At 38.8% G+C, this 15,500-nt stretch carries 17 protein-coding genes and 3 tRNA genes; 5 read left to right on the forward strand and 15 right to left on the reverse strand.

What is annotated here, in order from left to right; all coding sequences use genetic code 11:
• Window positions 1-228 precede the first annotated feature (228 nt).
• Window positions 229-954, forward strand: a complete 726-nt coding sequence (locus RWP19_RS05310; protein WP_295210825.1) for a Crp/Fnr family transcriptional regulator — start codon at window positions 229-231, stop codon at window positions 952-954.
• A gap of 95 nt (window positions 955-1,049) precedes the next feature.
• Here RWP19_RS05310 and RWP19_RS05315 read toward each other — a convergent pair whose 3' ends face one another.
• The 4 genes from RWP19_RS05315 to RWP19_RS05330 form a co-directional block, all read right to left on the reverse strand.
• Window positions 1,050-2,882 (reverse strand): LPO_1073/Vpar_1526 family protein, encoded by a 1,833-nt coding sequence (locus RWP19_RS05315; protein ID WP_314356753.1) that lies wholly within the window; start codon window positions 2,880-2,882, stop codon window positions 1,050-1,052.
• Between the two features lie 9 nt (window positions 2,883-2,891).
• Complete coding sequence (locus RWP19_RS05320; protein ID WP_005385443.1) at window positions 2,892-3,443, reverse strand: TIGR01440 family protein; 552 nt, start codon at window positions 3,441-3,443, stop codon at window positions 2,892-2,894.
• Window positions 3,444-3,710: 267 nt separating this feature from the next.
• Window positions 3,711-4,271, reverse strand: a complete 561-nt coding sequence (locus tag RWP19_RS05325) for a Fe-S-containing hydro-lyase (RefSeq protein WP_314356755.1) — start codon at window positions 4,269-4,271, stop codon at window positions 3,711-3,713.
• 19 nt (window positions 4,272-4,290) lie between these two features.
• Window positions 4,291-5,133, reverse strand: a complete 843-nt coding sequence (locus tag RWP19_RS05330) for a fumarate hydratase (RefSeq protein ID WP_105084939.1) — start codon at window positions 5,131-5,133, stop codon at window positions 4,291-4,293.
• Window positions 5,134-5,874: 741 nt separating this feature from the next.
• On the opposite strand from RWP19_RS05330, the gene RWP19_RS05335 reads away from it, so the two are divergent.
• From RWP19_RS05335 to RWP19_RS05350, 4 genes are all read left to right on the forward strand, one after another.
• Window positions 5,875-5,950, forward strand: a tRNA-Asn gene (locus tag RWP19_RS05335).
• A gap of 4 nt (window positions 5,951-5,954) precedes the next feature.
• Window positions 5,955-6,029 (forward strand) — tRNA-Glu (locus RWP19_RS05340).
• 3 nt (window positions 6,030-6,032) lie between these two features.
• Window positions 6,033-6,108, forward strand: a tRNA-Val gene (locus RWP19_RS05345).
• A gap of 107 nt (window positions 6,109-6,215) precedes the next feature.
• Window positions 6,216-7,124 carry a hypothetical protein gene (locus RWP19_RS05350; RefSeq protein ID WP_314356757.1) on the forward strand — a complete coding sequence of 303 codons (909 nt, stop codon included), beginning with the start codon at window positions 6,216-6,218 and terminating at the stop codon, window positions 7,122-7,124.
• Window positions 7,125-7,270: 146 nt separating this feature from the next.
• Here RWP19_RS05350 and atpC read toward each other — a convergent pair whose 3' ends face one another.
• The 11 genes from atpC to wecB form a co-directional block, all read right to left on the reverse strand.
• On the reverse strand, window positions 7,271-7,678 hold the full coding sequence (gene atpC / locus RWP19_RS05355; RefSeq protein WP_314356758.1) for an ATP synthase F1 subunit epsilon: 408 nt from the start codon (window positions 7,676-7,678) through the stop codon (window positions 7,271-7,273).
• Window positions 7,679-7,681: 3 nt separating this feature from the next.
• Window positions 7,682-9,106, reverse strand: a complete 1,425-nt coding sequence (gene atpD / locus RWP19_RS05360; protein WP_295210730.1) for a F0F1 ATP synthase subunit beta — start codon at window positions 9,104-9,106, stop codon at window positions 7,682-7,684.
• Window positions 9,107-9,124: 18 nt separating this feature from the next.
• Window positions 9,125-9,979, reverse strand: coding sequence for an ATP synthase F1 subunit gamma (gene atpG / locus RWP19_RS05365; protein WP_295210732.1), 855 nt, complete (start codon window positions 9,977-9,979; stop codon window positions 9,125-9,127).
• A gap of 3 nt (window positions 9,980-9,982) precedes the next feature.
• Complete coding sequence (gene atpA / locus RWP19_RS05370; protein ID WP_295210734.1) at window positions 9,983-11,521, reverse strand: F0F1 ATP synthase subunit alpha; 1,539 nt, start codon at window positions 11,519-11,521, stop codon at window positions 9,983-9,985.
• 16 nt (window positions 11,522-11,537) lie between these two features.
• Window positions 11,538-12,089, reverse strand: a complete 552-nt coding sequence (atpH, locus tag RWP19_RS05375) for an ATP synthase F1 subunit delta (protein ID WP_295210736.1) — start codon at window positions 12,087-12,089, stop codon at window positions 11,538-11,540.
• A 4-nt stretch (window positions 12,090-12,093) separates the two neighbouring features.
• Window positions 12,094-12,591: a F0F1 ATP synthase subunit B gene (atpF, locus tag RWP19_RS05380; RefSeq protein ID WP_295260066.1), complete on the reverse strand. Its 498-nt coding sequence runs from the start codon at window positions 12,589-12,591 to the stop codon at window positions 12,094-12,096.
• An 18-nt stretch (window positions 12,592-12,609) separates the two neighbouring features.
• Entirely contained in the window at window positions 12,610-12,837 is a 228-nt protein-coding gene (gene atpE, locus RWP19_RS05385; RefSeq protein ID WP_004695064.1) for a F0F1 ATP synthase subunit C, read from the reverse strand.
• Window positions 12,838-12,860: 23 nt separating this feature from the next.
• A complete protein-coding gene (gene atpB / locus RWP19_RS05390; protein ID WP_295208870.1) occupies window positions 12,861-13,535 on the reverse strand; it encodes a F0F1 ATP synthase subunit A in 675 nt (224 codons plus the stop codon).
• 194 nt (window positions 13,536-13,729) lie between these two features.
• Window positions 13,730-13,966: a hypothetical protein gene (locus RWP19_RS05395; protein WP_295208868.1), complete on the reverse strand. Its 237-nt coding sequence runs from the start codon at window positions 13,964-13,966 to the stop codon at window positions 13,730-13,732.
• Window positions 13,967-14,108: 142 nt separating this feature from the next.
• The gene (locus RWP19_RS05400; protein WP_314356759.1) at window positions 14,109-14,303 is read right to left on the reverse strand and encodes an AtpZ/AtpI family protein; all 195 of its coding nucleotides are present in this window, start codon (window positions 14,301-14,303) and stop codon (window positions 14,109-14,111) included.
• 1 nt (window position 14,304) lies between these two features.
• Window positions 14,305-15,447 (reverse strand): non-hydrolyzing UDP-N-acetylglucosamine 2-epimerase, encoded by a 1,143-nt coding sequence (gene wecB, locus RWP19_RS05405; RefSeq protein WP_314356761.1) that lies wholly within the window; start codon window positions 15,445-15,447, stop codon window positions 14,305-14,307.
• Between the last annotated feature and the right edge of the window lie 53 nt (window positions 15,448-15,500).

A 15,500-nucleotide genomic window follows, 5' to 3' on the forward strand; every position in this document is an offset into this window, starting at 1 on the left:
ATATAAAACCTATACATTACACTGATGAATTATCAGGTGTCTGATTGATTACATTTGAAAGTATAACGTAAAGGTGATACAATTTCTGTAGCTTGAGCAACAAATAAAAACTTTTTCAAAAATTTTACCTGACTCCCCTTGTGGAACAGGTAGGTCATTTGACCTTATACTATTATTATACAATAATCATTTTAATTTACTATAGACTTCGTCACACCGGAGGTCCTCATGAAGCAAATACTTTCTAATGATATTATCAACCAATATCTCCCCACCCTTATACATTGTCCTCTATTCAATAAGTTAGGTGAACCTGAATTAAGAGGCTATTTAAATAATGCAAAGGTTATTATTCATAGTTATAAGAAAAATGACTTCATCGCCCTCTCCGGCGATCCAATGGAAGGCATAGGAGTCATCCTCGAAGGTAGTGCATTATTAACGCGAGAAAATGTGATGGGCCAACGTGTCATCATGGCCAACCTTGATCAGTCTGACATTTTTGGAGAAGCTTTACTATTTAGTAAACAACCGTTGTGGCCTGCTACCATTAAGGCTATGAAAGCATCTAAAATTATGTTCATCCCTCTTGAAACATTTATCGATACATTGCCGGAATGCCAACAATGTCAAACAAAGATCTTATCAAATCTACTAGAGGATTTATCAGAAAAAGCTATTCTGTTAACAAAAAAGGTTCACTATCTTACACTAAAGGGCATGCGTGAAAAGATTTTTGCCTATCTATCAGATATATACAAACGGCAACAATCTACGACAATTCACTTACCACACAACCGAGAGCAAATGGCAGAGGTACTCAACGTATCTCGTACAGCACTTAGTCGTGAACTCGGTCGCCTAAGAGATGAAGGTATTATCGATATTACAGGGCGCACTGTCACCGTAAAAGATATTGAAGGAATCGAAGAATTCGGTTTCAATAGTTTTTAAAACATAATATAACTTCTAACATATAAGACAAAAAAAGGTCTCCCTAGACACTCTAGGGAGACCTTTTATAATTGTTTAGTTGTTTTCTGTATACATTAGAACCAGTGAGACAAATCAAACTCTTCACCAATCGTAGCTTTAACATGAGCACGACCTAAATATAAGCCAAGCAAGGTTAAACTAATTTTAGACATTGGCGTATGATCAAATACATCAGCCAAATCTAAAAGAATTGGAGAAATGTCATCCATAATATCACGTGCTTCTTGTCCTCTAAAAGCAGTCGGTTTGCTCTTCATAAGTGCAATAAGATCTCGTTGCACCATCGAATCAGAAATACGGGTTTGTCTGAAGAACCTAGGAGCCAAGGACTCATCTACTAAGGCTAATTTATAAAGATTAGAATTCAAGCTACGTACTACATATCGAGGATCAACGCCATGGCCATCGGTAGCACGGAACAATTCCTCCTTAGAAAAACCGCGATAATTAAATACAAATGGATATGAATTGGATAATACTTGAGCCAATGTAATAGGTTCATTTTCCTCCTGAGTACAGCGCAAATAATCAAGCTGACCATAGAAGGAATTATTTTGTGGCAAATCAGAAATGAACGGTTCAATATACTTCTCTACATAATGTTGGAAATGAATTAATCCATAGTTGTTGGAATTTCTAGAGTATTGTAACAATAGAGTTAATGCCATCACTTGGAAATGTCCTAGTGTTAAATGTGGCAATACCCGTAGTGCATCAAACGCTACGAGATAAGGTGTGCTAGATTTAGGAGATTGTACCACATCTAAGAAAGCACCAAGTGCAGCGGACTTCATCCACTCTGTATTTGTTGCAGCATAAGCCTTCTGCATAGCCATCAACGCTTCTTGAATAACGATATTATCAAGTAATGCATTTACTTCAGCCAGCTTCGTAATATTAAGCGCTGCTAAAGCATCTCTCGTTATGGATTCTACATAATGTTGTGTATCTCCATGTAAGATGCCAAAAGCATGTACAAATGGCGCAATAGCTAATTCAATACATTTATCTTCATGTGCCGCTTTAGCCCATTGTCCTGTTGGAACCTCTTCTTCAATCATACTAGCTGCCGCCAATTGTGCTTCTATTTCAGAAGCATCAAACAAGCGCGTTTCATCCAATACAGATGGACCTTCAGCTGCTTCCACTTCATCGGCGCCACCCATCATTTGCGTAGCATCCATATTTTCAACTGCATTAGCTTCAAAAGCCTCTACAGATTCCCCCATTGCAATCGTATCCTCTACAGATTTATTACGATTACGAAGTTCATCTGTTACAGCATCAAGAATAATTGTCTTATCCATCATCGGAGTAGCATGAGGCTTACCACTAGAGGACTCCTCATCTGAAACAGCGGTCATAACGATAGTTTCATCTATACTATGCTTTGTCGTATTAGATCCTAGATTCTCTTGTGCAATAGATTTCGCCTGAATAGATTCATCTGTAATAGATTCTTGTTCTTCTATAGCTGATTGATTTGAATCTGACTGGGTCGATTCTGCATGATGTTCCAAGGATAAGGAATATCCCGTAGTCGAATTTTCTACATGTAATTGCTTACCATCTCGTCGATTATACGATGTATCTTCATGGACTACCATAGATTCAGAAGAATTAGTGTCCTTATAATTATCCATAATGGAAGCGGTATACACATTGGTTCCACCTTCATGTGTAACTGTTACATCCCCTACCTTAGATTCATTAACCGAAACCGACTTATCTTTATGATGTTCACCATCAAACTTAGGAAAAGCCTTATCACGATGCTCATGTTTTGATTGGCTTTCACTATCAGTACGGTTAAAAACAGCGTAACAAATAGCAAAAAATCCAAGCGCCACAACAGCTAATACAAAATACGGTATTACGTTTGACATACTATCCCCCTACATCAACGCTTCATTATATGCAGCACGTTCCCCACCGATGCTCTTTGGTCGAACTCGACAAGCTGTTACATGAGCTCCACCAATCTCTTTTATACTGAGTCTCACTGGTACTGTAACATGTTTCATATGCATACCTATAAAAGTATCACCAATATCGATACCTGCATCAGCTTTGATAAATTCAACCATCACTGGATCTTCAAAACGTTCATAAGCAGTTACAGCCATAGCCCCACCTGCATGACGTTGAGGTACTACATTGACCTCTTCCTCCCAAGTTACTGCACTACGTTCCATAACAAGAGCTCGATTAATATGCTCACAACATTGAACGGCCAAATTAAGACCTTTAGCTTTAACAGCTTTATATATTTCATCAAATAGGACCTGAGCCACATCAATGTGGGAATCAGTGCCAATTTTCTTACCCATAACTTCGCTAGTGGAACAGCCCACCACGAACAATTGACCTTCTCGAACCTTTGCCAAATCTAGTAATTCAGCCATCGCTGTGCGCACTGACTGACGAATAGTTTCTACAGAAGTCATGATATCGCCTCACTCACTTTGAATGTATAAATCTATATGTATATTATCACAAAATGGACAGAATCGGTAGACTTTACTCTACTAAGCAAAAGGTGAATCTAACATAATAATATATAAACTATAAATGTAAGTTCATATATTACTATCATACTAATAAACAATGTAATAATCATTAATTATATACATGTACAGTGATAATTATTGAATATCTATAGATAAAAAAGAGGCTTGCATTAGCAAGCCTCTTTCAATCACTCAACGGTGATATTAGATTTTTCTATAAGGTTTTTGGCCTTGTTCGTAGAAGTTATTACCTTCAGTATCGCCAACTACGATGCAAGGGAAATCTTCAACTGTCAATTCAGCCAAAGCTTCTGGACCAAGTTCACCATAAGCAAGTACTTCGTATTTTTTGATGGATTTTGCAATCAATGCTGCAGCGCCACCAACTGCTGCGAAGTATGTGCAACCATTTTTCTTCATGGATTCAACTACTGCTGGTTTACGGGAACCTTTACCGATCATGCCTTTGATACCTTGATCAAGCATTGTTGGTGTATAAGCATCCATACGACCAGAAGTTGTAGGACCAGCGGAACCAATTGGGTCACCAGGTTTTGCAGGTGTTGGGCCAAGGTAGTAAACGAATTTGTTATTCCAATCGATTGGTAATTTTTCGCCACGTGCTAAAGCTTCAGTCATAACTTTATGAGCAGCGTCACGAGCGGAGTAAATTTTGCCAGTGATAAGAACGCTATCACCAACTTTTAATTTACGGGAAAACTCTTCATTATATTCTTCAGTATTAATGCGAATTGTTTCAGCCATTGTAATTACCTCCTACCGATTAAAGTACTACGTGTTTATGACGAGCAGCATGACACATAATAGTAACAGCAACAGGAAGGCCGGCGATATGAGTTGCACCCCATTCGATATTTACACCGATACAAGTTGTTGTGCCACCCAATTGTGGACCGATACCAGTTTTGTTAACCATTTCCAAAATTTCTTCTTCCAATTTTGCATACTCAGGATCTTTGTGAGGAGTGCTAATATCGCGAAGCAAAGCTTTTTTGGACATAACAGCTGCTTGGTCCATAGTACCACCAATACCAATGCCAAGTACGATTGGAGGGCATGGGTTAGGGCCAGCATGTTTTACGATTTCAAGAACTGCATTTTTAACGCCTTCAACACCATCTGCAGGTACCAACATAGCTACGTCAGATTTGTTTTCAGAACCGAAACCTTTAAGTTCTACGTTGATTTCTACTTTATCGCCAGGAACGATATCGATATAGATGATTGCAGGTGTGTTGTTTTGAGTGTTTTTACGGTTGAACAATGGTTCTGCTACAACGGATTTACGAAGGTAACCTTCTACATAACCTTGTGCAACACCTTCATTGATAGCTTCTTTAAGATCGCCACCAACGAAATGAACATCTTGACCTACTTCTACGAATACCAATGTCATACCAGTATCTTGGCAGTATGGACGATCTTCAGCATCAGCAATTTCTGCATTTTTGATGATTTGATCGAGAACGATGCAACCAACTGGAGACTCTTCTGTTTCACGGCCTTTTTTCAAGCCTTCATAGATGTCTTTTGGCAAGTGGTAAGCTGCGTCCATACACATTTGACGGACTGTTTTTGTGATTTCAGATACTTGAATCTCGCGCAAGATAATCCCTCCTCAGGAACATAGTTGAATATTAATTCTAAATTACCGTGAGATAACTTTTAACTCTCAAGTGTATAAGACATATGTTTCTCATACACATCGAGATTAACTCTATGCATCAATCGTAACACACAACATGCATGCTTTCAACGGCTTAACTATACAGTTTTCTCAATGCTTTTCTATATTTTGAGAATTACTTTCATGAATACCGCTGTATATATTTCGGTATTTCAATAGTTCTTTTTCATCATATTTTCGACTATAAAAAACATATTTTCAATGTGATAAAAGTCATAGTTAATCATAGGTTGAAAGAATTTTTATACCCTATATCTTAATTCACTTTTAGAGGCCAAAATTAGGTTGGAATCACTGTATAAATGCAGAATATATCTAAGATGATAAATACGCTTCCAGACTACTTGATATTGTTTTTCAAATAAAAGGTTTAAACTTTTTTATTTTGCATATGTATACCGATTATATTCAATATACTTATATTGCTAACTCTTAGTAAAATAATCCTCAAGATATCTCTATAAACACAGTATTCATCTATGTTTATTCATTTATATAAACTATATTAATTTTAATAACTTTCTTATCAATAATTTTGATAAGTTGTTTTTTATATAAAGTTATGTGTTTTAGTCATAGTTAACACATTTTAATTTATAGTAATTTAAAAAAAATGCTTGCTTTTATAATTAATCTAACATATAATAACAAACGTACCATTCCTCGATAGCTCAGTTGGTAGAGCAATCGGCTGTTAACCGATCGGTCGTAGGTTCGAGTCCTACTCGAGGAGCCATTTTGGCCCGTTGGTCAAGCGGTTAAGACACCGCCCTTTCACGGCGGTATCCCGGGTTCGATTCCCGGACGGGTCACCATATGGACGATTAGCTCAGCTGGGAGAGCGCCTGCCTTACAAGCAGGATGTCGGCAGTTCGATCCTGTCATCGTCCACCAGACTAAGAAGTAAGCATAAAGCTTGCTTCTTTTTTTTGTATATGTGATATAATAATATCAGTTGTTTTGTTTGAAAATTTTAAAGAGTTTTATTAAGAGGAGGAACTATGTTTCATAAATTCGGACGCTGTAAACGTTCGCTACTTACTGTACTAGGTGTACTATTGGCATCTACACTTGCCACAGCAAGTGCTGCCACGATTAATATGAGTCAATTAACATCAAATACGACTCAACCAGTAATTATTAATTCAATTCCATCTAATGTAGCTGTAACGACACCTACATTACAATCTGAAAATAACGGCCAACCTATTTTGAAAGTAGCCAACGCTCCTGTTGCTACTCCAATCGTAGGAACACCTGAAAAAGCGACTATCAACACATCTAATTCTAATTATGATGGCCACTTAGAAAATTTTCCTAGTCGCAAGGTAACTATTGTTGTACCTGCAAAATTACGTAACGAAAACACAGCTCAATTGGGTCGATATATGACAGATCGCCTATCTAATACACTTAAATATCCGTACTATGATACAGCTATTGTAAGTACTAACACTCCAACAGCTGAAATCAGAGCTGTAGACCTTGCGCAAATTGCGTCTGCACAAAACTCTGAAATTGTTATTATGCCGGTACCATTACAAGATATATATATTCAAATTGATAGCGCACATAGCCCATACGCGTATAACAATGATAGTCAAGAAATGTATATTGCTGCCAAAGTAAATGCACTTTTATATTACTATGATGTTAATGATCAAGTGATTCACACTATACGTAGCGGATTCAACCAAACTGATGACTCCTTAACAATGCCAACACATAAAGCCGTGTGGAATAAAGTTGTAACTGTATTACTTGATAAATTGCCATACAAACGCATTCCTACAGATCGTGACCGTTATCAAGCACCTGGTATTAACTCTGAATCTCCAGTTGTACTTGATTTCCAAGTAGAACAACCTAAGAATACAGCGTATTCCTTAAAAGGTGTTAGCGTATTATAAGCTCTCAACAATAAAGACCGTTAAGCTATAACTTAACGGTCTTTTTGTATTAAAATATAATAATAAATAACTTAGTAACTCCAATTAACTAATTGGAGTTACTAAGTTGTTGCTAAAAAGGCTAGCCATTCAGCTAGCCTTTTTCTTTATAACTCTTTTGTTACATGCAAGCGCAACAAGGCACGTTGTAATGCTGCTTCTGCTCGTTCCACATCAATATCAGGAGTAGGATTAGCCAAACGCTTTTCAGCTCGTTCTTTAGCTCGACGAGCACGTTCCACATCAATAGATGTTGGATCCTGACAGTCTGGAGTTACAATACTCACCTTATTATGTTCAATTTCACAGAAGCCACCAAATACAGCAAGTTCACGAGATGTTCCATCTGGTTGGTCTATGCGTAACGGTGCTAAATCTAATGCAATAATCATAGGTGCATGATTTGGTAAAACACCAAAGGCACCATCGATAGCTTTACCTACAAAGAATGTAGATTGGCCTTCAAACACAATTGCATCAGGTGTAATTATCTGTAGGGACATAGGTTCCGCCATGGATTATTCCCCCTTCTCTTGCATTTCCTTTGCTTTTTGAACGGCTTCATCAATGGTACCAACCATATAGAATGCACCTTCAGGTAAATCATCATGCTTACCATCAAGAATTTCTCTAAAGCCTCTCAATGTTTCGGACAATGGTACATATTTACCAGGAGAACCTGTAAATACTTCAGCTACGAAGAATGGCTGGCTCAAGAAACGTTGAATCTTACGAGCACGAGATACAGTCAATTTATCTTCATCAGACAATTCTTCCATACCAAGGATTGCGATAATATCTTGAAGGTCTCGATATTTTTGCAATACTTCTTGTACACCACGAGCTACTGCATAGTGTTCTTCACCAAGTACATGTGGATCCAAGATACGGCTTGTAGAATCAAGAGGATCTACGGCTGGATAAATACCAAGTTCTGCAATGGAACGAGACAATACTGTTGTTGCATCCAAGTGAGCGAATGTCGCTGCTGGAGCAGGGTCAGTCAAGTCATCGGCTGGTACATATACAGCTTGTACAGATGTAATAGAACCTTCTTTAGTAGATGTGATACGTTCTTGTAATGCTCCTACGTCATTAGCCAATGTAGGTTGGTAACCTACGGCAGATGGCATACGACCCAAGAGGGCAGATACTTCAGAACCCGCTTGAATAAAACGGAAGATATTATCAATAAACAAAAGAACGTCTTGTTTTTTCACATCACGGAAATATTCAGCCATTGTAAGTCCTGTAAGGCCTACGCGCATACGAGCCCCTGGTGGCTCATTCATTTGGCCATATACGAGGGCTGTTTTGTTGATAACGCCGGACTCTTTCATTTCGTTCCACAAATCGTTACCTTCACGAGTACGTTCACCTACGCCAGAGAATACGGAATAACCACCATGTTCTGTAGCAACATTGTGAATCAATTCCATAATTAATACAGTTTTACCTACACCAGCACCACCGAAGAGGCCGATTTTACCACCTTTTACGTATGGAGCGATAAGGTCAACGACTTTAATACCTGTTTCCAAAATTTTTGTATCTGGAGAAAGATCATCAAATTTAGGTGCCGGACGGTGGATAGGCCATTTTTCATCAGCTACAACAGGAGCTGGATCATGATCTACGGTTTCACCAAGTACGTTGAAAATACGACCCAATACACCTTCCCCTACAGGAACGGAAATTGGAGCGCCAGTATCTTCCGCTTCCATATTACGTGTCATACCGTCAGTAGAGCTCATCGCAACACAACGCACAGTATCGTCGCCTAAATGTTGCATAACTTCTACTACAATTTTTTGTCTATCATGTGCCTTATGATCATGGTAGATGTTGATGGCGTTATAGATGCTTGGCAAATGACCAGCATCAAAGCGCACGTCTACAACTGGGCCGATGACCTGCACAACTTTACCAATATTATTACTCATCGACAGATATCTCCTTATTTATTGCAAGGCATTAGCGCCACCAACGATTTCAGAAATTTCGTTCGTAATGCTAGATTGACGCAACTTATTGTATTCAAGTCCTAACGAATCAATAAGTTCACCTGCATTATCTGTAGCAGATGTCATAGCCGTCATACGAGCACCCAACTCACTTGCTGCAGATTGCAATAATCCATTATAAACAGTAATTTCTAAATATTTTGGTAGCAACGCCTCCAAGACAGATACAGCGGAAGGCATAAAGTCATATTCTTCCCCTTTTACCTCATCCTGCGGTTGCTCTATTGGCAACAAGCGTTCAGCCTGTGCAATTTGCGTCATAGAATTTACAAAACGTGTATAAATCATGATGACTTCGTCAACTTCATGATGTTCGTATAGTGAAAGCGCTTCATGCATGATAGCACGTGCATGTTCATAGGAAGGTTTATCAGAAAAGCCTGCATAAGACTTATCGATATGAATTCCTCGAGATTTCATGCTATCTCTAGGTTTTCTGCCAGCTGTGATTACACGATATGTATCGGAATCTTTGCCATGTAATTGTTCCATAGCATATTTCAATACATTGGCAGAAAATGCCCCTGCGAGACCCTTATCAGCACCTATTACAATATAGCACGTACGTTTTATAGGGCGTACATCTAGTAAAGGACTGCTAAAGCCTTCTAAATCACTATTAGACATATGACGCAAGATTTGCCCAATCTTCTCTGCGTAAGGACGCGTAGCTTCAGCTTTTGTTTGTGCCCTACGAAGACGAGCAGAAGCAACCATCTTCATCGCTTTTGTAATTTGTTGCGTATTGGTAACACTTTTTATGCGTTTTCGCAAATCTTGTGCACTAGCCATACATTACGCCTCCTTATGAGACACTAATGTATGCGTAGAACCAAATGCTTCTACACATTCTGGAATTGCTTGTTTCAATAGATTTTCAGTTTCTTCGTCAATTTTCTTAGACGTTTCAATATTACGAATAATATCAGGATAGTTAGCTTTTACAAAACGTAAAAGTTCAGCCTCAAATGCTAATACATCAGCCACTTGAATATCTGCTAAATACCCTTTTGTACCAGCGTAAAGGTTGATAACCATTTCCGCTACGCTCATAGGCTCATATTGCCCTTGCTTCAACATTTCAGTCAAACGTTCACCACGATCAAGTTGTGCCCGTGTAGCCGCATCAAGGTCAGAACCAAACTGAGCGAAGGCGGCCAACTCACGATATTGAGCAAGGTCCAAACGCAACTGGCCTGCTACTTGTTTCATCGCTTTAGTTTGGGCACTACCACCTACACGAGATACGGACAAACCTACGTCAACAGCTGGACGAATACCAGAGTAGAACATATCTGTACCCAAGAAAATTTGACCATCAGTGATGGAAATTACATTTGTTGGGATGTATGCAGATACGTCACCCGCTTGTGTTTCAATAATTGGCAATGCTGTAATGGAACCGCCACCAAGTTCAGGCGAAAGTTTCGCCGCACGTTCTAATAGACGGCTGTGTAAGTAGAATACATCGCCTGGATACGCTTCACGCCCTGGTGGACGACGTAACAATAGGGACATAGCACGGTATGCAGCCGCTTGTTTTGTTAAATCATCATATACGCATAATACGTGTTTACCTTGGTACATGAAGTATTCACCCATGGCAACACCAGCGTAAGGAGCGATATATTGAAGAGGAGCACCAGTAGATGCACTAGCAGATACTACGATTGTATACTCCATAGCGCCTGCTTCTTCAAGTTTTTGCACTACGCGAGCAACCGTAGATTCTTTTTGACCAATGGCAACATAAATACAAATAACATCTTTGCCTTTTTGATTCAAAATTGTATCTAATGCAATCGCAGTTTTACCAGTACCACGGTCACCGATGATAAGCTCACGTTGACCACGACCGATTGGTACCATCGCATCAATCGCTTTAAGACCTGTTTGTAAAGGTTCATTTACAGATTGACGGTCCGCTATACCAGGAGCTGGATGTTCAATAGGCCGACGTTCAGTAGCTTGAATAGCACCCTTGCCATCAAGAGGTTGACCAAGAGGATTTACTACACGACCAATCAAGGCATCCCCTGCCGGAACGTCCATAATTTTGCCAGTACGGCGTACTTGGTCACCTTCTTTAATCAAGAAGTCATCACCTAATAGTACGGCACCAACATTATCTAATTCTAAGTTCAAAACCAAGCCATATACGCCGTGAGGTAATTCTAACAACTCACCGGCCATGGCTCTTTCAAGACCATAAATATGGGCGATGCCATCCCCTACGTCGAGAACAGTACCCACGTCATCGACATTAAGGTCAACATCATAGTCCTGAATCTGCTGTTTAATTATAGCAGTGATTTCTTCAGGCTTCATTTTCATATATACCCATTCACCCCTATCTAATAGAGTTCGTTCTTAATAAAGATTTTTCTAATTCTTGCAATCGACGAGATACAGAGCCATCAATGCGTTTATCCCCTACTTGAATGATAATACCACCCATAATCAAAGGATCCTGACGCACAGATAAAATGACATCTTTACCTGTAACTTCTCGTAATTTAGCTTGTACAGACGCTTCTACATCAGCTGTGATTGGTTCTGCTACAGTGACAGTAGCTTCTAGAATACCACGAGCCGCACGTGATTTTTGAATGAACGCAGTAATAGCTGATGCTATATAGCGATAACGACCACGTTTAATCATCACATAAATAAAATGCAATGCAACCTTGTCTAGGCTCGATTCAAATATTTTACCAATCAGCTTAATCTTTGCATCTTCTGTAACAATTGGATTCTCAAGGAATGATCGTAATTCAGGCTGCTCATCCAACACAGATGCTACATAGCCTAGTTGCTCCTCCATGAGTTCCAACTTATTTTGTTCTTGAGCTAATTCAAACATAGCCGAACTGTATTTATCTGCTACAATTTCTATGCTCATCGTATCACAACCCTATCGTTTTACTATCAAGTTGACGAATAGCGTCTTCGATCAATTTTGTATTAGTTTCGCTGTTCATATCTTTTGCAACAACTTTACCAGCCATAGCTACAGACAAAGAAACAACTTCATTACGCAAGCTATTCATAGCACGATCACGTTCGATGGCAATATCTTGACGAGCACGATTTTTTTCTTGTTCAATTTGCTCACGAGCTGTTGCCAATTGTTCCCGTGTTGTATTTTCTGCTTCTTGAATTGCTTTTTCAACAATTTGTTGTGCTTCTACACGAGCATTAGAAATTTGAGCTGCATAATCAGCTTTAAACTTTTCTGCCTCTGCACGGGCTTCTTCAGCAGCTTCTAAATCTTTAGCAATTCGTTCTTTACGTTCTGTCATCATAGCCAATAATGGTTTATATGCAAAACGCGCCAATAGCCAAACTAATATAAAAAAGTTCAACATTTGAGCAAGAATCGTTCCAAGGCTTAAGTCAACCAAGGTTATTCCTCCTCGTTATTATCTGAATAACAAAATAAACGCAACTACTACACCGATGATAGGCATCGCTTCGATCAAACCAATCGCTACGAACATAGTAGACATCAATTGACCACGCAATTCAGGTTGGCGTGTAATACCTTCGATTACTTTACTAGATACAAGACCGTCACCGATACCTGCACCAATGGCACCACAACCTACTGCGATTGCTGCTGCTAATGCGAATAAACCTTGAGCTTCCATAATATATCCTCCATATATAATAATTAATGTTCCTCACTAAGAGCCATCCCTAAATAGGATGCTGTAAGAACGGTAAAAATAAAGGCTTGAATAATGCCGATAAACAAACTAAAAGCAATCCAAACCCATGGTACAGGTACAAACCAAGGCAAGTTATATAATACTTCTAACAAAATTTCACCAGCTACGATATTGCCGAATAGACGGAAAGCAAGCGTAACAGGTCTAGCAATCTCTTCAAAGATATTAAGTACTAGCAACGCCTTATAAGGTCGTACAAAATGCTTAAAGTAGGATAAGCCTTTAACTTTAATCCCCATAACCCATACTACTAACGTACTACATAAGGCCAATGCAACTGTAGTATTGATATCAGATGTTGGTGATGTTAGCGCCTTAAGTGTGGGCATTAAGCCTAATTCATTTCCTACAAAAATAAATAAGAAAAACGTAAATAACAAGGAACTCACCATCGGCCAATGACGACCCAAGTTCGGAGCTAATTGCCCCTCTAAGCCTTCTAATATAGATTCCACTATATTTTGCAAGCCTACAGGCACCAATTTACGTCCTCGGGTGGCTAGTACTGTTATTAGTATTACAATAGCCATAGTAACCCATGTAGCAATCAAGGTATCTATATTAAATGTCAACCCTAACCACTGCACGACCTCATGGTGTCCCGCATGTAATTCCACGTTCTCAACCCCTTTCATAGATATAATAAAAACCTAATATATTTACAATTAATATAAATATAACATCTATGTATCATCATACATCGTTATAGATATATAATCAACACTTGAAAGGTAAACAATTCTAATTACTCATAGATGCTTTGTGTATAATGCATTATTTGAATATTTCTATTTTTACTAGTATCTCGAGATTAGAAATGACGACTGAGCCACCAGTACACAGCATATAATGCAGGCTGAATAAGCGCGATACCTATAAACATACTAACAGCCTCTACACCAGGAATTTTCAGACCTAAGACCACTAGAGAACCTACTAACATAAGACGCCAAATCATCTGTCTCCGAGATTTACGTACGGCTTTATAAGGATCTCCTGACACAATAGATTGTCCGTGCAAAGCTAGGCTAAGTAAGTAAAGAACCATTATAAATATACCCCAAAGCCATCCCCATAAATATTGTTCTAAGCCACATAAAACTTGTATTATACTGCCTAAAAAAGCAATAAAAAAACAAGTTAGTAGCACACGCATTATGAATTTAATATATTGATTCATATATACCTCACTACTTAACTTGTTTATATAACATATAAAAACCTGTTATAGCTCCAATAAGACCAAATATAACCATACATAACGGCTGAGTTCTAAACCAACCATCCAATATATATCCGACCCAAATGAAACCACCTATACAGAAAACGAGTGTGAGCCCCGCCGATGTCGCCATGGCGAGAGCTTTCACAAGGTCCCTATCCATATTATTTACCAAAGCGTTCAGGACGATTAGGATCGCCTAAGAACTCATGGCGCAACGCTTGGATAATGCGTTCAGATGCTTTCCCATCACCATAAGGATTAACGGAATTAGACATCAATTTATAAGCTTCTGCATTACTCAATAATTCATGAGCCGCTGCATGTACAGCCTCTTTATCAGTACCTACAAGACGCACTGTACCAGCTTCCACAGCTTCTGGGCGTTCTGTAGTATCCCGCAATACGAGTACTGGTTTACCAAGGGCTGGTGCTTCCTCTTGAATCCCACCAGAATCAGTAAGAATCAAATAGGATTTAGCCATTAAGTTAGCGAATGGTTCATAATCAAGTGGGTCAATTAAGATAACACGTTCTACAGAACCAAGTTCTTCTTGTACAACTTGACGAACCTTAGGATTCTTATGTACAGGGAATACCACTTGAATATCTTTAAATTCATTAATCAAATCGCGAATAGCTTGGTATACATGGCGCATAGGCTCACCCAAATTTTCACGACGATGTGTTGTAACAAGAACCGTACGTTTTTCAGAATCTAATGCATTAATAGCCGCATCATCAAATACATAGCTTTCTTGCACAGTTGTATCAAGAGCATCAATAACAGTATTACCAGTTACATATAAATGTTCTGTATTAATATTTTCTTTTTTAAGATTACTTTCAGAACTAGCTGTTGGTGCAAAGTGATATGTTGCAATAGAACCTGTTAGCTTACGGTTCATTTCCTCTGGGAACGGAGAGTAAATATCACCTGTACGGAGGCCTGCCTCTACATGACCTACAGGAATTTCTTGATAGAAGGACGCCAAAGCACCTGCAAAGGTTGTTGTAGTATCACCATGTACAAGAACTACATCTGGTTTAGCTTCTTCTAATACAGCTTTAAGACCCATCAATGCACGATTTGTTACATCGTACAACGTTTGACCTTGGCTCATAATATTTAAATCGTAATCAGGGGTAATATTAAATAAATTTAGTACTTGATCAAGCATATCACGATGTTGTGCCGTAACGGTTACAATCGGCTCCATATCTGGTGCTGCTTCTAATGCTTTTACAAGAGGAGCCATCTTAATAGCCTCAGGTCTTGTACCAAAGATTGTCATAACTTTTAACATAGTTGCCTCCAACATAGTAGGATAGAAAAAATGGGGCGCTAAGCGCCCCACAT

This window comes from uncultured Veillonella sp., from assembly GCF_963522475.1.
Taxonomy (GTDB): Bacteria; Bacillota; Negativicutes; order Veillonellales; family Veillonellaceae; genus Veillonella.

What these genes read in the sequence shown, in the direction of transcription:
- RWP19_RS05310 (WP_295210825.1), top strand. Translation starts at nt 229, where the DNA reads ATGAAGCAAATACTTTCTAATGATATTATCAACCAATATCTCCCCACC.
- RWP19_RS05315 (WP_314356753.1), bottom strand. Translation starts at nt 2,882, where the DNA reads ATGTCAAACGTAATACCGTATTTTGTATTAGCTGTTGTGGCGCTTGGA.
- RWP19_RS05320 (WP_005385443.1), bottom strand. Translation starts at nt 3,443, where the DNA reads ATGACTTCTGTAGAAACTATTCGTCAGTCAGTGCGCACAGCGATGGCT.
- RWP19_RS05325 (WP_314356755.1), bottom strand. Translation starts at nt 4,271, where the DNA reads ATGGCTGAAACAATTCGCATTAATACTGAAGAATATAATGAAGAGTTT.
- RWP19_RS05350 (WP_314356757.1), top strand. Translation starts at nt 6,216, where the DNA reads ATGTTTCATAAATTCGGACGCTGTAAACGTTCGCTACTTACTGTACTA.
- atpC (WP_314356758.1), bottom strand. Translation starts at nt 7,678, where the DNA reads ATGGCGGAACCTATGTCCCTACAGATAATTACACCTGATGCAATTGTG.
- atpD (WP_295210730.1), bottom strand. Translation starts at nt 9,106, where the DNA reads ATGAGTAATAATATTGGTAAAGTTGTGCAGGTCATCGGCCCAGTTGTA.
- atpG (WP_295210732.1), bottom strand. Translation starts at nt 9,979, where the DNA reads ATGGCTAGTGCACAAGATTTGCGAAAACGCATAAAAAGTGTTACCAAT.
- atpA (WP_295210734.1), bottom strand. Translation starts at nt 11,521, where the DNA reads ATGAAAATGAAGCCTGAAGAAATCACTGCTATAATTAAACAGCAGATT.
- atpH (WP_295210736.1), bottom strand. Translation starts at nt 12,089, where the DNA reads ATGAGCATAGAAATTGTAGCAGATAAATACAGTTCGGCTATGTTTGAA.
- atpE (WP_004695064.1), bottom strand. Translation starts at nt 12,837, where the DNA reads ATGGAAGCTCAAGGTTTATTCGCATTAGCAGCAGCAATCGCAGTAGGT.
- RWP19_RS05395 (WP_295208868.1), bottom strand. Translation starts at nt 13,966, where the DNA reads ATGGTTCTTTACTTACTTAGCCTAGCTTTGCACGGACAATCTATTGTG.
- RWP19_RS05400 (WP_314356759.1), bottom strand. Translation starts at nt 14,303, where the DNA reads ATGGATAGGGACCTTGTGAAAGCTCTCGCCATGGCGACATCGGCGGGG.
- wecB (WP_314356761.1), bottom strand. Translation starts at nt 15,447, where the DNA reads ATGTTAAAAGTTATGACAATCTTTGGTACAAGACCTGAGGCTATTAAG.